The 18,050-nt window shown below is 59.2% G+C and carries 19 protein-coding genes; 10 read left to right on the top strand and 9 right to left on the bottom strand.

From position 1 onward, the window contains the following. Positions 1-201: 201 nt before the first annotated feature. The 4 genes from Q1B16_RS20975 to torT all read right to left on the bottom strand — a co-directional run bounded on the left by Q1B16_RS20975 (position 202) and on the right by torT (position 2,969). The gene (locus tag Q1B16_RS20975) at positions 202-447 is read right to left on the bottom strand and encodes an FCD domain-containing protein (protein WP_366140183.1); all 246 of its coding nucleotides are present in this window, start codon (positions 445-447) and stop codon (positions 202-204) included. Beyond that, positions 437-724, bottom strand: a complete 288-nt coding sequence (locus tag Q1B16_RS20970; protein ID WP_299793966.1) for a hypothetical protein — start codon at positions 722-724, stop codon at positions 437-439. The genes Q1B16_RS20975 and Q1B16_RS20970 overlap by 11 nt, the downstream gene beginning before the upstream one ends. Before the next feature lie 721 nt (positions 725-1,445). Continuing rightward, complete coding sequence (locus Q1B16_RS20965) at positions 1,446-1,898, bottom strand: uroporphyrinogen-III synthase (RefSeq protein WP_299793963.1); 453 nt, start codon at positions 1,896-1,898, stop codon at positions 1,446-1,448. A gap of 78 nt (positions 1,899-1,976) precedes the next feature. After that, positions 1,977-2,969: a TMAO reductase system periplasmic protein TorT gene (gene torT, locus Q1B16_RS20960; protein WP_299793960.1), complete on the bottom strand. Its 993-nt coding sequence runs from the start codon at positions 2,967-2,969 to the stop codon at positions 1,977-1,979. Between torT and Q1B16_RS20955 the strand changes: the two genes are divergently transcribed. Further along, a complete protein-coding gene (locus tag Q1B16_RS20955; protein WP_299793957.1) occupies positions 2,968-5,745 on the top strand; it encodes an ATP-binding protein in 2,778 nt (925 codons plus the stop codon). The two genes, torT and Q1B16_RS20955, sit on opposite strands and share 2 nt — an antisense overlap. Here Q1B16_RS20955 and Q1B16_RS20950 read toward each other — a convergent pair. Beyond that, entirely contained in the window at positions 5,718-6,422 is a 705-nt protein-coding gene (locus Q1B16_RS20950) for a response regulator (protein WP_299793978.1), read from the bottom strand. The genes Q1B16_RS20955 and Q1B16_RS20950 overlap by 28 nt on opposite strands. A gap of 114 nt (positions 6,423-6,536) precedes the next feature. Here Q1B16_RS20950 and Q1B16_RS20945 point away from each other — a divergent pair, with 114 nt between their 5' ends. The 7 genes from Q1B16_RS20945 to Q1B16_RS20915 all read left to right on the top strand — a co-directional run bounded on the left by Q1B16_RS20945 (position 6,537) and on the right by Q1B16_RS20915 (position 13,715). Beyond that, on the top strand, positions 6,537-9,206 hold the full coding sequence (locus Q1B16_RS20945; protein WP_299793954.1) for a molybdopterin-dependent oxidoreductase: 2,670 nt from the start codon (positions 6,537-6,539) through the stop codon (positions 9,204-9,206). Positions 9,207-9,292: 86 nt separating this feature from the next. Continuing rightward, on the top strand, positions 9,293-10,564 hold the full coding sequence (gene glp, locus Q1B16_RS20940) for a gephyrin-like molybdotransferase Glp (RefSeq protein ID WP_299793952.1): 1,272 nt from the start codon (positions 9,293-9,295) through the stop codon (positions 10,562-10,564). Then, on the top strand, positions 10,561-11,088 hold the full coding sequence (locus Q1B16_RS20935) for a DUF2478 domain-containing protein (protein WP_299793950.1): 528 nt from the start codon (positions 10,561-10,563) through the stop codon (positions 11,086-11,088). Before glp ends, Q1B16_RS20935 begins: the two co-directional genes overlap by 4 nt. Beyond that, positions 11,000-12,085: a GTP 3',8-cyclase MoaA gene (moaA, locus tag Q1B16_RS20930; RefSeq protein WP_366140182.1), complete on the top strand. Its 1,086-nt coding sequence runs from the start codon at positions 11,000-11,002 to the stop codon at positions 12,083-12,085. The genes Q1B16_RS20935 and moaA overlap by 89 nt, the downstream gene beginning before the upstream one ends. A gap of 28 nt (positions 12,086-12,113) precedes the next feature. Further along, positions 12,114-12,551 carry a pseudoazurin gene (locus tag Q1B16_RS20925; RefSeq protein WP_299793948.1) on the top strand — a complete coding sequence of 146 codons (438 nt, stop codon included), beginning with the start codon at positions 12,114-12,116 and terminating at the stop codon, positions 12,549-12,551. A gap of 14 nt (positions 12,552-12,565) precedes the next feature. Next, the gene (locus Q1B16_RS20920) at positions 12,566-12,880 is read left to right on the top strand and encodes a carboxymuconolactone decarboxylase family protein (RefSeq protein ID WP_299793946.1); all 315 of its coding nucleotides are present in this window, start codon (positions 12,566-12,568) and stop codon (positions 12,878-12,880) included. 286 nt (positions 12,881-13,166) lie between these two features. After that, entirely contained in the window at positions 13,167-13,715 is a 549-nt protein-coding gene (locus Q1B16_RS20915; protein WP_299793944.1) for a cytochrome c oxidase subunit 3, read from the top strand. A gap of 290 nt (positions 13,716-14,005) precedes the next feature. Here Q1B16_RS20915 and Q1B16_RS20910 read toward each other — a convergent pair whose 3' ends face one another. Both Q1B16_RS20910 and Q1B16_RS20905 read right to left on the bottom strand, forming a co-directional pair. Then, positions 14,006-14,239 carry a hexameric tyrosine-coordinated heme protein gene (locus Q1B16_RS20910; protein WP_299793941.1) on the bottom strand — a complete coding sequence of 78 codons (234 nt, stop codon included), beginning with the start codon at positions 14,237-14,239 and terminating at the stop codon, positions 14,006-14,008. A 32-nt stretch (positions 14,240-14,271) separates the two neighbouring features. Beyond that, positions 14,272-14,691 carry an Rrf2 family transcriptional regulator gene (locus tag Q1B16_RS20905; RefSeq protein WP_299793938.1) on the bottom strand — a complete coding sequence of 140 codons (420 nt, stop codon included), beginning with the start codon at positions 14,689-14,691 and terminating at the stop codon, positions 14,272-14,274. An 82-nt stretch (positions 14,692-14,773) separates the two neighbouring features. On the opposite strand from Q1B16_RS20905, the gene Q1B16_RS20900 reads away from it, so the two are divergent. Further along, the gene (locus Q1B16_RS20900) at positions 14,774-15,256 is read left to right on the top strand and encodes a group III truncated hemoglobin (protein ID WP_366140181.1); all 483 of its coding nucleotides are present in this window, start codon (positions 14,774-14,776) and stop codon (positions 15,254-15,256) included. Between the two features lie 8 nt (positions 15,257-15,264). Beyond that, positions 15,265-15,798 carry a DUF2478 domain-containing protein gene (locus Q1B16_RS20895; protein ID WP_299793936.1) on the top strand — a complete coding sequence of 178 codons (534 nt, stop codon included), beginning with the start codon at positions 15,265-15,267 and terminating at the stop codon, positions 15,796-15,798. A 161-nt stretch (positions 15,799-15,959) separates the two neighbouring features. On the opposite strand, the gene Q1B16_RS20890 is transcribed toward Q1B16_RS20895, so the two are convergent. Then, positions 15,960-16,115: a hypothetical protein gene (locus Q1B16_RS20890; protein ID WP_299793933.1), complete on the bottom strand. Its 156-nt coding sequence runs from the start codon at positions 16,113-16,115 to the stop codon at positions 15,960-15,962. 427 nt (positions 16,116-16,542) lie between these two features. Continuing rightward, positions 16,543-18,042 (bottom strand): tripartite tricarboxylate transporter permease, encoded by a 1,500-nt coding sequence (locus Q1B16_RS20885; RefSeq protein WP_299793930.1) that lies wholly within the window; start codon positions 18,040-18,042, stop codon positions 16,543-16,545. Positions 18,043-18,050 lie beyond the last annotated feature (8 nt).

The following is an 18,050-nucleotide window of genomic DNA, read 5'->3' as shown; positions in this document are numbered from 1 at the left end:
CTTCTTCGAACTCACAACTATCCCTCCTGAATTTTCCAGTTTCAGGATAGTTGCGCCACACAAAGTGAGGCAGAGCCGACTTATGGGCTACGCGACAGCAGGGTTTTCGTCAACGGAGCGAAAACAGTCGTGCTCTGAACAGCTCGAATACGCTGAAGCGGTCCAGGGGTCTTTCTGATACTCCGCCGTCGAGGCATCGCCTCAGAGGTTCTCTGACATGTTCGCCTTTATGGGTTCAAGGTGTTCTGTCATGAACACGGGCGCACCTTCCGCATCACGTTGTTCGATCACGTCGACGATGCGTTCATGCTGATCGCTGTGCAGGGTTTGAAACGCCAGCGTTTCGATGCGTCGGTAAGTGCGTTCCCATTCCCGCAGCCAGACGACTCGGAGGCGCACACTCGAGAGGTAGTTCAGAAAGCCGATCCGCATCGGGTTACCGGAGATCTGCGCCAGCGCGCGGTGGAACGGGTCGTCCGCCTGTTTGCAGGCGGCCCGGTCTCGGGCCCTCGATCAGGAGCGTATCGCGCAGAGGCAGGTGGCGCGGTCGCGATCCGCGGAAGGAGCCCTGACCGACATGGCGCCAGAATTCGCTGTCCTCTTCCAGCGTTGCAAGGCAGGTCCGGAGGGTCTGCCGCGAGCAGCCGAGGCGCTCTTCCGGTGCCAGGTCATTAAGAAGCCGGCGCAGTCCAGGTTCGATATCCGTCGCGGATCGTCTTGGCATGGATAACTCCTTTGCAGACCAATTCGCAGACCGTTGGGGGAAAGCCGCAATGACGCCGCATACCAGCGAAGGAGCTTGCGCCATGCTGACTGACCGTCTCTTGCTCTGCCTCGCCGTGCCGGTCTGTGGAGGGTATTTCAATGGCGGTCTCGGGAGCATGCTGCTGGCCACGTCCGGCTTGTTGGGCACGTGGTCCTGCATGGCAAGTCCGGGCGTTCGGGACCAGGAAGGAAATCGGGGAGGGCGGCATGACGCCATCAGGCCGCAGCGCTCCGTTAAGTCCTGCCGGATGCGGCTGTCAACTCGACCAGCCCCTCTTCAGTTGGTTGAACCAACAGGGCCGCTTGACGCATTCTCAGGCAACCTCGACTGCTTGCTCAGATGAAATCGCGCACTATCGCGCGAAAAGGGGCGGCTCGGTGAAAGCCGCATCTCGCAACCAAGCGAGAGACTGCCGCCAAACCTATTGCGTTTCAGATTAACGGACAGCGCGACAGAGCTCTGACTTCATCGAACAAAGCACATCGACGATGCCATCATTCGACAGGGTTTTTGCCACGAGGATCTGTCGCCAGTGACTGGATTGAAGACCGCTTGCCACCTTTTCCGAAAGTTTTGCAGCAGTCGCAGAGCAGAGACAGCTCGTCAGTCCTGCGGATTGGTACAAAGCGGTGAAGCAAGCGGCGGTGCGGTACGACATAAAAATCACACAGTCGATTTTCTACCCGCGCAGCAGGTCCTGTGTGTGAGCTGACAGCGCGCGAGAAGGTCGGGCTTCGTAAACAACGACACGCTTTGCGTCATATCCCCGATCCACCAATAATTGCGCAATGTCCGCCGTGATGTCCTGCCCGCTGATGTAGAAAATCGTCCCATCCGTGGGCGTCACGTTCTTCAGGATAAGGCTGAGAAGGCTCTTTGCATCTCCTTCGGCTTGAAACACCTTGCTGAAACCCGCTTTACGGAGCGGTGCTGCCGTTCCCGGGCCCACAGCGTAGATCGGCGTGGTTTTTGCCATCATGCCCGCGTTGATGAGATGGAGGGATGCGTAAACGGACGTTACCACGAATATGTCAGTCTCCCGCAGCGCATCGTGATTCGGGTCCGTCGAAGACACGTCCGAAACGGGTTCAAGAGAAACCTTGTAGCCCTTTTTTTCCAGCGACGGGCGCATGAGGTCGGCTTGGAGGGAGGGGGGGGGGTGAGCAGAACGTGCATGTTGGGCTTTATCAGATCGCCACGTGTAGGTGTCTTACTGGATCAAAGGGAAGAAGTTGGCCGGTGAAAAGGTGATCTTATTCAAGTCTTCGTCTCCGGCCTCTACAAGGCGTATCGGTGGCCCAACCCAATCGAATGACGTGCCATCGTCTATCGCGGCAACAGCATGTTCAATCGCCATAGCACCCTGTTGTACCGGATCGTCGAAAGGGGCTGCGATGACACGCCCGCTTTTCAATCCGCGCAGGATCGAAGGCGTGACGTAGGTTGAGACGAGCAGCGGCTGTTCCATTGCGTTGCCTGCCGCAGTCATGCCAAGCGCCGCCTCTATCGCAGGTGCGCTGCCGATCAGGTAGTCAACGCCTGCACGCCGGGTCAACGCGGTCTCGACGAGGTCCAGCTGTGCGCGTACCCCCGTGTCCGCCCGCAACACATCGACGATCTCGACCGAGCTTTTCGCGAGAGCTTGCCTGAGCCCATCCTCCAGCGGCGCTGTCCATCCTGCTTCTGCCGGTCCATTCAGCAATACGGCTGTTTTTGCTTCTGCGGCCTTGGGGTGCCTCCGCGACAAGAATGCGCCGACCTCGTAACCCATATTGCGCCAATCCACGCCTATTTGGCCCGCCAGCCCGTCTGCGTGTAGTTCATTGACCAGTGCAAAAACCGGCACTGCGTTCGAGGCGCGGGAAATGGCGGTGGTCATATCCGGATGATCAGAGGTGACAGTACCGATCAGGATGCCATCGACCCCGGCGCGTGCGCAGTCGTCAAGCTGGCCGACCTGCTCGGCCAACGCCCGGTATCCGCCCGCCTCGTAGAAACTCAGGTGCACCTTCTGGCGCGCGGCTTCATGTTCGATTCCGAACCCGACACTGAGCCAGTAGTCATCCTTGAAATGAGGAACGAGCACGCAGAAATGGCGGTTCTCCTCCGCTTGCGCATCGCCGGAAAGACCCACCGCGCAGAGAACGATGGCGATGATTGTGCAACGGAACTCGGCTCCGTACTGTTGGGGTATGCAACGCATGAGTTTCGACAGACGGCTGAAACAGGTTCTGACCGCCATGGCGGCATTGGCAGTTATCGTGGGGATCGTGGCCGTCGCCGTCAATCGCTATTTGGTGAGCACCTATGATACGCTTGTGCGAACGAACCTCCCTGCAATTGAACTGGCCAGCCAGATAGATTCATCGCTGAACGTCGTGTCATCGCTGCAACGGACACTTGGTCAGGCAACGACGCTTGAAAGCGTGGAAGAAGCCTCTGCTTCACTGAGAAATGTGGTTCTTACGATTGAGAGAGCGACCTATGATATCGAGGGTGCGACTGGGTCCGATGGCAATGATGACGGTTCGGCGAGCGCCGTTTCCATTGTCGACGGGATCACGGCGTACGCGCGCGAACGGCTGGAACTGCGCGCGCGGTTTGCCGATAGCCTCGTGGCGATTGATCAGGCAGGCGCCCGGCTTGCATCTGTTTTGGAAGCGGAAACCGATTTGGCGCGGCTTCGGATCACTGCGGGCATCGCGGGCCTTTACAGACCGCCAGGCGAAGACCCGCGCCCGGCGCTCGATATCCTTGCCGATAGGTCGTTCTTTGCCTTCGAGCGTTTGACAGAGTTAAGCCGGATGCTGAGTTCAAATGAACGGCAGGTGCAGCAGGTGCGCGGTCTTGAGACCCAAGCGGCGGTCGAAACTGCGCGCGCAGAAATGTCAAAGCGCCTTAACGTCATGTCGCGCCGCCTGATCTATCTACCGTCGCAAAGCGGCATGGCTGACGCGCGCTTGCTAATGGACCGGCTTGACGTCTTGGCGCTTGGCGGCGGCGGATTGCTGAACCAGCAAAGTCAGCGCCTTGCGCTCGAAGACAACCTCGAAAGGAGTGATCAGCTTTTACAAGATACACTGGCTGACCTCTCGGCCCGTGCACGTGACGCGCGCGACGTTGTCCAGATGAGGGGGTTGGAACAGATCGCTGTTGCCGAGCGGCGTGCTTCGGTCATTCTGATCACCCTGCTTGGGATGGTTGTCGCCGCTGTCGCCGCAGGCACGGCTCTCTGGGTCTATGCCCGTCGGCAGTTGATCACGCGGCTTGCCACGATCTCTCAGAGGATCGTGTCCGTCGCTGGCGGGGACTATGGCGCTCCGGTTGCCATAAGTGGTCAGGATGAAATCGGGCGGATGGAAAAAGCACTCAATATCCTGCGCCGACGGGCGCGTGATGCAGACCGACTGCGCGATAGCCTTGAAGACGCAGTGATCGCCCGGACCGGCGATGTGGTGGCTGAGATGCAGGCCTCGGACGCAGCACGCGCCGAGGCCGAGGCGGCCAACCGCAGCAAAACTGAATTTCTGGCCCGGATGAGCCATGAAATCCGCACGCCTTTGAACGGTGTCATCGGGATGCTGGACTTGTTGCAAGCAGACACGAAGGACGCGGAGGGCCAGGCGCGTCTGCACGCTGCACTGCAATCGGCGCAAGACCTGCGCGAGATTACAAATGACATTCTGACATTTTCCAGCACCGTGGACACAGGGGATCGAATGAATCCGGTTCACTTCATGCTGCGCGACCTCGTGGGGCAGATGGGGCACCACTTACAGTCGCTGGCGGCGCAAAAAAGACTGGAGGCGGATATCGACCTTTCGCAAAGCGCGCCCCCGGCGTTGTTCGGGGACGTCGTGAAGATCCGCCAGATTGTCACCAATCTTGTCTCCAACGCGGTGAAATACACCAAGCAGGGCAGGGTGGCGTTGGTCGTGGATCATGCTGAGGACGCACAGTCAGGCCTGCCCGTCCTGAGCTTTACCGTCAGCGATACCGGCGTCGGTATGACGCGTGAGGCTATCACGCATGCCTTTGATGCTTACACACGCGCGGATGCTGCCAAACGGGCCGGGATCGAGGGATTGGGGCTTGGGCTTGCGATATCGCGGAGTTTGACCGAAGCGATTCGCGGTGCGTTGAGCGTGGAAAGCCAGCCGGGCATCGGCAGTCGTTTTATTCTGACCGTCCCGCTATTGCCGGGGGATGCAGATCTGGCCACGCAGGACGAAAGCCGAAATGCGATGTCGGGCGCTGCAAAGTCAGTTCTTGTTATTGACGATCACGCCGTCAATCGCATGGTCGCGCGAGGATATCTTGAGCGGTTGGGCTGTGCAGTCGAGGAGGCGGGTACAGGTCACGCCGGTCTTGATATGGTCAGAAGCACGGCTTTTGATCTTGTGCTGCTGGACCTCGATTTGCCCGATATGCGCGGCGAAGAGGTTGCGGCACAGATCGCCGTATTTGACGATCCTCCCGAAGTGATCGCCCTGACTGCACATTTGATCGACGATACGCCAGCGGAACAGGCCCGCCTCGGTGTGGCGCGGGTATTGACCAAGCCGATTTCGCCCCGTGCGCTTGCCGAGGTTCTGGGCGCGCAAAATGATACTGCCGTCCCGCATATCGAAACAGACCCCGTTCTAGAGACGGTGCGCGCGGACGTGGCTGATCTTGGGTCGGAGATCACGGGGCAGATTATTTCCGAATTTCTGGCAGATCTCCCCCAGAGTTTGAGAGACCTGCGCGATGCTGCCCCGCCAGATCGTGGAAAACTTGCCCACAAGCTCAAGGGAGCGGCATCGAATTTCCGGCTGGATGATCTTTGCGCTGCGCTCAAATCAGCGGAGGACGCTGGCGAGCCGTGCGACACAGCATGGGAATATCATGTGACGGCGACAGCAGAAGAGGCAAAAGACCGGCTTGTTGACGCCGCCAAAGCTGCCGGACTTCATATCGAGGTGGGATCGACAAAGTGATATCCTTTGCCGTGTTCGGTCAGGATCCAATCGGGGTGGGCTGGGTCATTCTCAATCTTCTTGCGCAAGCGCCCGACAATCACATCAATCATCCGGTCATTTGACCGCATCGCGCGGCGTCCCATCAATTCAGCCAGGCGCGCACGGCTGAGCGTCTGGCCCGGATGACCGGCCAGGGCTGACATGACGTCGAATTCCTGTTTCGTGAGTGACTCGGTGCGGGCCACCGACACCAGCCTGCGCCGGATGCGATCAAATGCCCAGGGGCCGAATTTCTCGACGGGAGGTGCTCCTTGCGGGGCTTGTCCGATATCAGCAATCCGCGCCAACAGATTTTTGACGCGTGCCGAAAGCTCGCGCTTGTCAAATGGCTTTGTGATGTAATCGTCTGCGCCCATCTCAAGGCCCACGATCTTGTCGACTTGATCGTCGCGCGCTGTCAGCAGGATGATACCCACACGCGAAATCGCGCGCTGCTCACGCGTTATGGTGAGCCCGTCCTTGCCTTCAAGATTGATATCCACCATCAAAAGCTCGGCAGGGTCCTCGGTCAGGGTGCGCTCCATCTCCTCGGCATCTTCGGCCTCTGAGACGCGATACCCCTGCTCGCGCAGATAGGCGGCAAGTCGCATGCGCGTCGTGCGGTCGTCCTCGATGATCAGGATATGCTGGCCCATAAGGGTTTTTACAATCATTTACATTTTCGAACAAGCGCTGTTGACTCCGGTCAAAGTCCAGTGGCGGTCCCGAAAGATAATCTGGCCCCAGATCGTCATTCACAGGAGGCCAGCATGTCCTTTTCTCAACCAACGCGTCGCGCGTTTCTTCAGGGCGGCGCGGCCGCGTTCGGCGTTGCCAACCTTATGGGATCGACCGCTCTTGCGTCGATTGATCCCAACTCACACGCGAACCGTGTTTTCCACGCCACACACTTTGGCCCGTTCGAAGCCGTGGTGCGCGATGGCAAGCTCGTGAACATATCGTCCATGACCGAGATCGACGCGCAGCCGACAGAGATGTTGTCCTATGGCATCAAGGACCGCACATACGACAAGAGCCGCATCAACTATCCCATGGTGCGCAAGTCCTATCTTGCAGGCTGGGAGAGCGGCGACATCAAGCCCGAGCTGCGCGGCAAGGAAGAATACGTGCGCGTCGATTGGGACACCGCCTGGGGTTTGGCGGCCAAGGCGCTGCTCGATACGGCCACCAACCACGGCAACGAGGCGATCTTCAGCTCGTCCTATGGCGGCTGGTCCAACGCTGGCAGCTTCCGCCCGAACGTGCTTCAGGGCCGCTTGCTGAACCTCATGGGCGGCTGCACGAACACCCAGGGCGACTGGTCCGCCGGTGCTTCACAAATCTCATTGCCGCATATCATCGGCGATATGGAGGTCTATTCCGCGCAATCCGCATGGGAGACCATCCGCGACGAAGGCGAGGTCTTTGTGCTTGTGGGCTGTGACCCGATCAAGAACAACCGCATCGAATACCGCGTCGCCGACCATGGCATGTATGCCCACTGGAAGAGCATTCGCGATGCCGGTGTGAAATTCATCTCGATCAACCCGCAACGCACCGCATCTGACGAATACCTTGATGCCGACTGGGTGCGGATCGTCCCCAATACCGATGTCGCTCTGTTCCTTGGCATGGCGCATCACGTGCTGGAAAACGGCCTTGAAGACCGTGCCTACATGGATCGCTACACCGTGGGCGCCGACAAGTGGATCGCCTATGTGAACGGCGAAACCGATGGTGAAGCCAAGACGCCCGAATGGGCGGCCGGCATCACCGGCATCGACGCTGACAAGATCCGCGAGCTGGCCGAGTTGTTCGCCACCTCCAACACCAACATCGCCGGCGCATGGGCGCTTCAACGAGCGCAGCATGGTGAATTGACCCACTGGGCGATTGTCAACTTCGCGGCGCTGACCGGCAAGATCGGAAAACCGGGTTGCGGGGTTGGCTTCAGCTGGCACTACGGAAACGGCGGCATGCCCGCCTCCGGCAAATCCACACCGTCCGGCATGAGCCAGGGCCGCAACTGGGTCAAGGGCGTTGTGCCTGCGAGCCGGATTACCGACGCTTTGGAAAACCCCGGCAAAGAGGTGTTCTACAACGGCAACACCCACACCTATCCTGACATCAAGGTCGTCTTTAACGCCGGCAATAACTTCATGTCGCACCAGCAGGACACCAACCGGCTGATCCGCGCGCTTGAGAAGGTTGAGACCATCATCTCGGTCGATGTGTGGTGGACGGCGGCGGTCCGCTGGGCCGATATCGTGCTGCCCGCCGCCTCGACTCTGGAACAAGACGACATCACCTCGGGCGGGACCTACTCGAACGACAAGGTCTACGCGATGAAGAAGGTGATCGAGCCCATCGGTGAGAGCCTGCCGGACTACGAGATCTTCGAAGGTCTGGCCGACAAGCTGGGTCTCTGGGCGCAGTTCACTGACGGTGAAGACAAGATGTACCACATCCGTCAGGCCTATGAGAAATCCAGCGCGGCGGAGCACACCCCATTCGAGGAGTTCTGGGAAAAGGGCTATGCCTTCATGGAGGTACCGGAAGAGGCCCGCAAGTGGACCCGCCACGGCGCGTTCTATGAAGACCCCGAAGGCAATCCGCTGCACACCACTTCGGGCAAGATCGAGATGTATTGTGAAGATTTCAAGAAATACGAGATCGACGACATGCCCGCCATGCCGATCTGGCTTGAAAAGCACGAGTATCTCGGCAACGCCAAAGAGGGTCAGTTGCACGTGGTCAGCCCGCACCCCTGGTTCCGCCTGCACAGCCAGATGGACCAGTCGGAAAGCCTGCGCGACCTTTACAAGGTTCAGGGCCGCGAGCCGGTGCGCATCAACTCCCAGGACGCCGCGGATCGCGGGATCGAAAATGGCGATCTGGTCGAGCTTTTCAACGACCGAGGCACTGTGATCGCGGGCGCGGTTGTCAGCGATGACATCATGCAGGGCGTGGTCTCGATCTACGAAGGCGCATGGCCGCAACTCGACAGCAAGGGCCGGTGCAACTCGGGTCTGGTCAACTTCCTGACCTCGACCCAGCGGTCTTCGGGTTTGTCTCAGGCGACAACGGCCAACACCGTGCTGTGCTACATGCGCAAATGCGAGGATCCCGAAGGGCCCAACATGGCCTATGAAAAGCCTCCGATCATCGAAGATATGGAGATCGCGGCGATTGATGAGGACAAGCTCGGTCTCGACCGGATCTACGACATCACCGATAAGCTGTTCGCCGATATGGGTCCGGGCGAAAAGATCTTCTACGAGCGCTGCACCGTATGTCACGGCCCGCGCGAACCCTCGCACTTCAGCCAGCAGCAGTGGAAGGGTATCACCCCATCGATGTTCCCCCGCGCCGGTCTTGATGAAAGCGAAGCGGCGCTGGTTATGGAATACCTGATGGAGAACGCGTCCGACGCGATGTAAGCGCCGGGGCGGCGACCAGAAGGCAGGCCGGGACGCCCGGCCTGCCACTTTAAGAAACCCCCGCAAACTCTTTTGGGAGACGACCAATGCAGATGACGCGTATCGCTTCAGGCTGCGGATGTGACGGTCCGATGGTCGCTGACGCTTTGATGTCTGTTGATGATGCGGTGAATCGGGCGTTGGACCTTGTTACACCCATCGTAAAAGGGCAGGTAGTCGCGCTTGGAGATGCACTCGGATGGGTCAGCGACGGGCCTGTGACGGCACCCCGCGCCATGCCGCTTTTTGACAACGCGGCGATGGATGGGTTTGCGCTGCGCGCTTCCGATCTTGAGGGGCGCTGCTGTCTGCCGGTTGCAGGCACAGTTGCGGCCGGTGACCCCCCGCGCGATCTGCCTCATGGCACTGCGCTACGCATATTCACTGGAGCCCCGCTTCCCAAGGGGGCGGATACCGTCGTGATGATCGAAGCCTGTATCGACAAAGATCACAAAGTGCATATCGCGCGCAAACCTGCGCCCGGGATGAACATTCGCCTTGCAGGCAGTGATCAGGACAAAGGCGCTTGTGTGCTGCACTCTGGCGCCCGCATCATGCCGCACCATATTGGCCTTCTGGCTGCCAACGGCATCACGCACGTAACCGTCACCAGACGTCCGCGCGTTGCCGTGTTTTCAACCGGGGATGAGCTGTGCAGTGGCCCGCTTGCGCCCGGCCAGATATCCGATGCCAATCGGCCGATGCTTTTGGCGCTTGCGGCGCAGGCCGGGGCGGAGGTTCACGACCTTGGCATTATACCGGACGACAAAGAAGCGACCGCCAAGGCACTGTCACGGGCCGCCGGAAAGTACGACCTGATTGTATCCTCTGGTGCCGTGTCGATGGGTGGCAAGGACCATATCCGCACAGCCGTCGAGGCGGCGGGCGGTGGGATCAAGGGCTGGCGCGTGGCGCTCAAGCCCGGCAAGCCCGTGATGTTCGGCAAGATCGGCGACACGGCATTCACCGGACTTCCCGGCAATTCCTTTGCCGTTCATGTAGGCTTTCAGCTGTTTGTTCTGCCGCAGCTTCAACGGTTGTCGGGACAAATGAACGAGCCCTTTGCGCCCATGCCTGCCATTGCGGGATTCAACTGGACCCGCAAAGCAGGCCGATCCGAGGTTTTCCCGGTCCGCAGGGTCGGTTTTGACGCCCATGGCACGCCCGTCTTGCAGCGTCTTGGCCGCAGCGTATCCGCAACGCTATTCCCGTTGAGCGGTGCCGATGGTTTGGCCATTGTGTCCGCTGAAACATCCGGGATCCAATCCGGCGCACCGCTTTTCTGGCGCCCCTTTGGCACCGAAGGAGGTCAGGCATGACCAACTTTTCTCTCGCGGCAATCCGCTTTGACAACGGCGACATAGACGCATTTTTCAGCGATATCGCGCAGACATTGGCCGGGCAGGGCATGCGCGTCCGTGGCGCGCTTCAGACGCGCGGCGCGGAGAGGGGGGAATGCCACTGCGCCGACATGGACCTGACGACGCTTGGCTCCGGGCGGACCTTTCGCATCTCGCAACCTTTGGGCAATGGCTCGAGCGGCTGCCGCCTGCACCCCGGAGCGCTGGCTGAATGTTCCTCTTTCATCGAGCGCGAGCTTGATGAGGGCGCTGATCTGCTGATCCTCAACCGCTTTGGCCGCGGCGAAAGTGAGGGGCGTGGGTTTCGGGATTTGATCGGCAAGGCCATGGCGTTGGAGGTGCCGGTCCTGACGGCGGTACGCCCGATCTATGCCGACGCCTGGGCGGCCTTTGGTGCCGGTCTTGCATGCGATTTGCCAATGGCACGGGCAGCCGTGTTGGATTGGATCCGCCCGAGACGGGAGCTGCGCCATGTCGTTTGATACCTCTTCTGCGGCCTTCGTGGACAGCTTTGGTCGTGCGGTACGTTATCTGCGGCTATCGGTGACTGATCGGTGCGATCTGCGCTGCACCTATTGCATGGCCGAGAAAATGAAATTTCTGCCGCGCAAAGATGTTCTGAGCGTGGAGGAAATGCTGAAGCTGGCGCGGATCTTCGTGACCCGCGGCACCCGCAAGATCCGCGTCACCGGTGGAGAGCCGCTGGTACGTTCGGATATGATGGACCTGTTCGAAGGTCTGGCGCCCTGGCGCGCATGCGGCGATCTCGATGAGATTACGCTGACCACCAATGGCACACTTCTGGCCCGCTATGCCGAGGATCTGACCCGCTTCGGTGTTCGCCGGGTCAATGTTTCGCTCGATACGCTTGATGCGGATCGCTACCGCGCGCTGACGCGGCTGGGCAATATCCAACGTGTGCTCGACGGCATTGACGCCGCGCGCGAAGCCGGTCTGCGCATCCGGTTGAATGCGGTGGCCAGCCGGGGTGCCTTCGAAGAGGAAGTCGATGACCTGATCTCTTTCGCTCATCTGCGCGGCATGGACCTTGCCATAATCGAGGAAATGCCGCTCGGTCAGACAGGTTGTGACCGAGGTCAAAGCTGCTTGTCCAACGCCACCTTACGCAAAAGTCTGAGCCAGCGGTGGACATTGACGCCTGCTCGCAACGACAGCGGAGGGCCGGCGCAAGTTTTCCAAGTCGCTGAAACGGGGGGCAAACTGGGGTTCATATCGCCCATCTCCTGCAATTTCTGTGCTGCCTGCAACCGAGTCCGGCTGAGTTGCACAGGGCGCTTGTTTACGTGCCTAGGCGATGAGGGATCCGTTGATTTGCGCACGCCCGCGCAACGGTCGGACGCCGACGTGATTGCCGCAATCCGCGACGCGCTTTGGCAGAAACCTGAACGACACAGTTTCGATCAGGCAACGATTTCATCACCCAATCTTGACCGGCACATGTCGGTCCTGGGCGGATAACTCTCCTGAAGAAAGAAGGAAGACTGACATGAAACTCAAATCATTTGCCATGGCCGCCGCATTGTCCCTCGCGCCGTTTGCCGCCTTGGCCGACATTATCGAAGTTAAGATGCTCAATCGCGGTGAAGCAGGCGCCATGGTATTCGAGCCGCGTTTTGTCTCGGCCAATGTGGGTGATACTGTGAAGTTCATCGCGGTGGACAAGGGACACAACGCCGAGACCATGAACGGTATGGTGCCAGAGGGCCAAGAACCCTTCAAGGGCAAGATCAACGAAGAGATCGCCGTCGAAATGACTGCGGAAGGCACAATCGGTGTGATCTGCAAACCGCACCTTGGTATGGGTATGGTCATGGTCATTCAGGTGGGCGATGCTGAGATTGCCGAAGATTTCCTCGATGTGAAGATGCCGAAGCGGGCCGAGGCCAAGTTCGAGGAAGCCATCGCAGAACGCCCGCAAAGCTAACTGGAAGGAACACCATGTCCAACGATTTACCCGGGGCCGCCGGTGCGCTGGCAAAGAAACACCCACAGGTTTGGGAGGCATATGCCGCCCTTGGTGCTGCAACAGCCGGTGCCGGTGACTTGACTGAACGTGAGCGGCGCCTGGTCAAGCTGGCGCTTGCTGTCGGTGCCGCATCCGAAGGAGCAGTGCATTCGCACACGCGCCGCGGCCTTGACGAAGGGATCGCCGCTTCTGATCTCCATCAGGTTGCCTTGCTGGCAATCGGCACGCTGGGCCTGCCCCGTGCGGTTGCCGCCGGCACTTGGATTGCGGACGTGACGGACAAATAGGGCACCACTCCCCGACACAGCGACGCAAGCCGCTGTGTCGAAACTCCTGGGCTTAAAGTGGTACATGGAGAGACCTTGCGAATAGGTATATTAAATACTAGTATAACTCTCGACATTTATTCGCCGAGAGGCAATACACGATCATGTCGGCGCGACATTCGGCAAGGCCCGTTTTCCCTTTCCCGACGGAACGGTCGCGTGCGCTGAGTTGTCTCGGGACACGCTGCCTGTGCCCGGCGTCGAGAATTCCTTGAAAGCCAAAAATTCAAAGTAAGGCACGCACAATATGACCGAACACTCTGCGCTGGACGAACTACCCGGAGAGCTGTTGATGTGGATCCTCATCGTCAGCGAACTCCGTGTCTTCGGTGCGGGACTGATTGCCTTCCTGTCGGTCCGCATCACCGACCCTGTGGGCTTCGCCGAGGCGCAAAGCGGCCTCGACCGAAGCGCGGCGGGGATCAACACGATCGTCCTGATCACCAGCGGTTTTCTTGCTGCTCTGGCCTGCAAGTTTCGACAGGGCGGTAGGCGCGGGCGTGCCCGGCTGGCACTGGTCGGGGCAGCGCTGCTTGGGATGGTGTTTTTGTGGATCAAGACCGTGGAATATGCATCGAAGGCGGCGAGCGGCATTGTTTGGGACACGCACACTTTCTTCAACTTCTACTTCATGCTGACCGGTTTTCACGCCGCGCATGTCGCCGCTGGGGTGGTCCTGTTACTGCTTGTGGCCTGGCGGGATCACGTCGACAATATTGAGGACGCGACAGCGTTTTGGCACATGGTCGATCTGATCTGGGTTTTGCTCTTCCCAGTGATCTACCTGCTGCAATGACGCCGCGGTCTCTCTTTTTCGCCTGGGCTGCCTTGATCGCCCTGAGCCTCGGATCGACGCTGTTGGCGCGTTCGGGTATCTGGGCGCATTGGTCGATCGCGGCGGGCGTGGCCGTTATGGCGCTAGCTTGGCAAAAGGCTCGGATATTCAAGCGCAATACTTGGGGCTCGCTGATGCGCCGACATGGAGGAGGGGGTTCGATCTTGCCCTGACGGGCCTGTGCCTGCTGATGCTTGGCCTCTACCTCGTTCCACTCTTCCTTTGAGCCGCGCGCAAAACGGTAGCTCGGATCAGGAGGGGTCGCGCCAATAGTGGTTGGCTGCCGAAATCGTAGCGAAATGCGTGGCGATAACTTGGCTCACCGCGATGAGGGATTTCGCATCCTCGGCGTATTCCGGGCGCAAACGGTCGCGGACGGCTGCATCGGGTTGCGTCATCTTTATCGCAACGCGAGACAGCTTTACGGCAAGGTCGTAGCCCTCTTCGGGCGTGGCAGTGATCAGGCTGGGAAGCCAAGAAGTCATGGGATGTCCTTTCGGTTTGTGGTGGAGGCAGTTCAGCCGACATTCTGGAGTTCGGGCAGCGCGATGTCGGCAAGGGTCGACCGGTTCAGATCGTCGATAAATGCGCGTTCGGCAGAGCGCAGCCGCGCCTTAAGCCGACACTGCGCATCGATCGTGCAGCGATTGGGACCCGGGCCGAAGCATTCCACGAGCGCCTGATCGGCTTCCAACACGGCAATGACTTGACCCAACAACAGCTCTGATGCCGGGCGCGCAAGCCGCGCGCCGCCTCCACCGCCACGGCGTGTCTCGACAATGCCGGCGCGGGCAAGTTGCTGCACGATCTTGCTCAGGTGATTTCGCGAAAGCTCGAACTCATCAGCAAGCTCTGCCGTTGAGAACGCGCGGTCCGGCGCGCTGGCCATGCGCATCAACATGCGCAGTCCGTAATCGGTGAAAGATGTCAGGCGCATGCGGCATCTCGCTCCTTAACTGGTATTTACAATGCTTATTGCTAAGCTTACGGTCAAAAGCAACGAAAAAGGGCCTTCTCTCTTGACCGACGTTGATACGATCAGCCCAAAGGTTTCTTCAGCACGCCCGGCCATGACGCGCGAGATCATGGAGCAAACCGGGCTGGATGAGGATACGTTGAAGATCCTCGTGCACGGTTTTTATGCAAAGGTTCGTCGCGATGCGGTCCTCGGACCCATCTTTGCAGACCGGATCACGGATTGGAGTCCACATTTGGAGCGCATGGTAGATTTCTGGTCGTCGGTCGCGTTGATGACCGGCCGGTATCACGGCGCTCCAGTGCCAGCGCACACCAGCCTCCCCGTCAAATCGGCGCATTTCGATCGCTGGTTGGATCTGTTCCGCGAGACCGCACACGAGGTCTGCACGCCCGAGGGGGCCGTCCATGTCAATTCTCGCGCGGAACGCATCGCGAGATCGCTCAACATGGCGGTCGAGGATGCACAGCGTCTGTGTCCGCACGCCGTCCCTGTTTTGCGTCAGAACAATGTGAGGCACGATTGAGTTTGAATATGAGACTTGCATCCCTCACGGGAAAACAACCCGGTGAAACAGACAGGCTCTTGGTATCGGTCGTCGCCCGCTTGAGAGGAGAAGGCTTCAGACTGCTCGGGGCGATACGCACAAGCGACGCATCGCGTCCCGCCGACTATTGTGAAACCTCGCTTTCGCTCCTGCCGGACGGTCCTGTCGTTCGGATCACACAGGACTTGGGCGCGGGGTCATCCGCCTGCCGGATGGATGCGGGAGCACTAGAAGACGCTGTTGGCATTGCCACCGCGCGTTTGGTTTCGGACGGAGCCGATCTGGTCATCTTAAACAAATTTGGTCTGAGCGAAGCCGAAGGACGCGGCTTCCGTGCCTTTATCGGAGAGGCGCTCGCGCGGGATATTCCAGTTTTACTAGGCCTGTCCAAGACACATCGTGCTGCCTTCGAAGCCTTCGCGGATCGATCGGCGATCAGCTTGCCACCGGACGAAGCTGCAATTGCACATTGGTGCGATGGCGTTCTTGATTCCACTCGGGCGGGAGGCGAGAGCGTTTAGATCCTGTCAATGGGTGCGCGTTTCCATTGACGTGATCCCGGTGGGCTGGTCTGAAAGCCGGTTGGTAGAGCCCTTCAGTGGGGCCGGCGTGGCTCCCTCCACACCAGGTCCAGCGCCCGCAGCGTTCTTTTGAATTCGACCTTAGACCGCCGAGACGGTTTCTAAACAACTACGATCCAGACGACGATCAGGCTAACGATCAGGTAGACAAGCGTGTTGACCATCCAACGGATGAGCCCTGCTTCGCCCTCGGGATCGACTCCGAGACGTTCGCAGACTTTGGTTCCCGGCCAGAGAAATGCTTCTGATAAGGTCATCGTGTCGATTCCTTAATTGGTATCCTCAATATGTATTAAGTACCCAAGTTAATTCGGTATTGCAAATACTGATTTGCTCGGTCTGGATCTAAATGGAATAAGGCGTGGTGGCCGTGGTGCTCGCCAATAAGGCACCACGAGGTTTCGTTGGATCGAGCCTCTGAGGTGCGCGCTTGGTTCATTTGGCAAAATGTCCCGGTGGCATCGGATATGCTCGAACGCGGGGGAAAATGGAAGGTTGAGGTCGACAAAGAGACCGTGCGGTCGTTGCATGCGAAGACCGGGGAGCTGACCGTTGCCAATGGTTTGAATTCAGAAAGCTCAAGCTCTGGACCAGCAAGAAAGGCGCTGCATGATCGAAGGCCAGCACCAAGGCATGACAGCCGATGCCTCTTAACCAGCTTTTCAACCGCTGTGTGTGTCGCCTTCACGTTGTTTTGGAAAGACGTCGGCGCGCGAGGGTGCCCCGGACAATCGGAAACGCAAGCGCAAGGGCCGTAATGACGAACAGCACACCTGCGATCGGGTGATCCGTCGCGAATGACGTCATGTCTCCACGTGTTAGGATCAAGCCTTGCCGCAAGGTCAATTCCAGCGTCGGACCGAGCACCATGCCAATGACAAGCGGCGCCATTGGGACGCCCTGCCGCCGCAGAATGAAGCCGAAAACCCCTGCAAACCCCATCACCAACAAGTCGAACGGATTACCGCGCACGAAATAGATGCCAACCCCGCACAGGAGTACAACGCCGGTCATCATGAAGCCTTCGCGCATCCGCAAAATTGGGGCCGCAACCCGGGCAAGCCCCATCCCCAGGGGCAAGAGCAATAGGTTGATGATGAAAAACCCCGCGAAAATGGCGGCGATGAGTGTCGGGTTGTCTTCCATCAGACGAAAGCCAGGCGTGATCCCGTGAAGTGTCAACGTGGCGAGCATCACAGCGGTGATCGCGTCGCCTGGAATACCCAAAGCCATGGTGGGCACAAGCGCCCCCCCGGTAACTGCGTTATTTGCCGCTTCGGAGGACACGATGCCGTCGGGCTCTCCGGTGCCAAAGGCATCTCTATTGGGTGAAGACCGCTTGCCTTCGGCATAGGAAATGAAGGCCGCCGTGGCAGCGCCGGTGCCCGGAAGCACACCGATAACGTTGCCGATGAGAACCGATTTTGCGAGATTCTTCTTTCGGCCGGTCCAATCGCGCCAACGGGGAATGACAATACCACGGAACTGGGCCAACTCGCTGATCTCATCGGCCTTTTTGCTTGCCCGAACGAAAACTTCGGACAGTGCGAAGATGCCGATGACTACGGCTAGGAGGTTAAAGCCTGAGATCAGTTGCCAATTGCCGAATGTAAAGCGCGGTTGACCTGTGACCGGATCGCCGCCAACGGAAGCAAGGAAAATACCGATGGCACCCGCAAGAAGGCCCTTCACGAGCGACCCCGTAGACACCGAGACGATGCAGGTCAGTCCCAGTAAAACCAATGCGAAGGTTTCGATCGGGCCAAAGTTGAGCGCAAGCGCCGCGAGTTGAGGTGCGGCAATCAGCAGGACCACAGCGGAGACGAGGCCGCCCACAACGGATGCAACCGTGGCCCAACCCATCGCCTGACCTGCCTCGCCTCTTTGGGCCATGGGATAGCCGTCAAAACAGGTGGCCGCCGATTGCGGCGTGCCGGGTGTGTTGATGAGAATAGCCGAGATGGAACCGCCATAGACAGACCCCGCATAAACCGCGAGAAGAAGGAGAATTGCAGGAGCTTGCCCCATCGACAGAGTAAAGGGCAGCACCATCGCGACAGCAACAGTCGACCCGATGCCGGGCATAGCGCCTAGTATGATCCCCAACACAGTGCCCAGTACCAGCGTCAAGAGCGCTTCGGTGGTCAGCAACAGCGCCAACGCGTCGGGGATGGCCGAAATCATAACAATGC

The sequence above is a fragment of the uncultured Marivita sp. genome (assembly GCF_947488135.1).
Classification (GTDB): domain Bacteria; phylum Pseudomonadota; class Alphaproteobacteria; order Rhodobacterales; family Rhodobacteraceae; genus Marivita.
This window is presented reverse-complemented; position numbering and strand designations above follow the sequence as displayed.

Bases quoted from the DNA above. Each gene is read 5' to 3' on its own strand.
- Q1B16_RS20970 (WP_299793966.1), bottom strand. From the start codon at position 724: ATGCCAAGACGATCCGCGACGGATATCGAACCTGGACTGCGCCGGCTT.
- Q1B16_RS20965 (WP_299793963.1), bottom strand. From the start codon at position 1,898: ATGCGCCCGTCGCTGGAAAAAAAGGGCTACAAGGTTTCTCTTGAACCC.
- Q1B16_RS20955 (WP_299793957.1), top strand. From the start codon at position 2,968: ATGAGTTTCGACAGACGGCTGAAACAGGTTCTGACCGCCATGGCGGCA.
- torT (WP_299793960.1), bottom strand. From the start codon at position 2,969: ATGCGTTGCATACCCCAACAGTACGGAGCCGAGTTCCGTTGCACAATC.
- Q1B16_RS20950 (WP_299793978.1), bottom strand. From the start codon at position 6,422: ATGGGCCAGCATATCCTGATCATCGAGGACGACCGCACGACGCGCATG.
- Q1B16_RS20945 (WP_299793954.1), top strand. From the start codon at position 6,537: ATGTCCTTTTCTCAACCAACGCGTCGCGCGTTTCTTCAGGGCGGCGCG.
- glp (WP_299793952.1), top strand. From the start codon at position 9,293: ATGCAGATGACGCGTATCGCTTCAGGCTGCGGATGTGACGGTCCGATG.
- Q1B16_RS20935 (WP_299793950.1), top strand. From the start codon at position 10,561: ATGACCAACTTTTCTCTCGCGGCAATCCGCTTTGACAACGGCGACATA.
- Q1B16_RS20925 (WP_299793948.1), top strand. From the start codon at position 12,114: ATGAAACTCAAATCATTTGCCATGGCCGCCGCATTGTCCCTCGCGCCG.
- Q1B16_RS20920 (WP_299793946.1), top strand. From the start codon at position 12,566: ATGTCCAACGATTTACCCGGGGCCGCCGGTGCGCTGGCAAAGAAACAC.
- Q1B16_RS20915 (WP_299793944.1), top strand. From the start codon at position 13,167: ATGACCGAACACTCTGCGCTGGACGAACTACCCGGAGAGCTGTTGATG.
- Q1B16_RS20910 (WP_299793941.1), bottom strand. From the start codon at position 14,239: ATGACTTCTTGGCTTCCCAGCCTGATCACTGCCACGCCCGAAGAGGGC.
- Q1B16_RS20905 (WP_299793938.1), bottom strand. From the start codon at position 14,691: ATGCGCCTGACATCTTTCACCGATTACGGACTGCGCATGTTGATGCGC.
- Q1B16_RS20895 (WP_299793936.1), top strand. From the start codon at position 15,265: ATGAGACTTGCATCCCTCACGGGAAAACAACCCGGTGAAACAGACAGG.
- Q1B16_RS20890 (WP_299793933.1), bottom strand. From the start codon at position 16,115: ATGACCTTATCAGAAGCATTTCTCTGGCCGGGAACCAAAGTCTGCGAA.
- Q1B16_RS20885 (WP_299793930.1), bottom strand. From the start codon at position 18,042: ATGATTTCGGCCATCCCCGACGCGTTGGCGCTGTTGCTGACCACCGAA.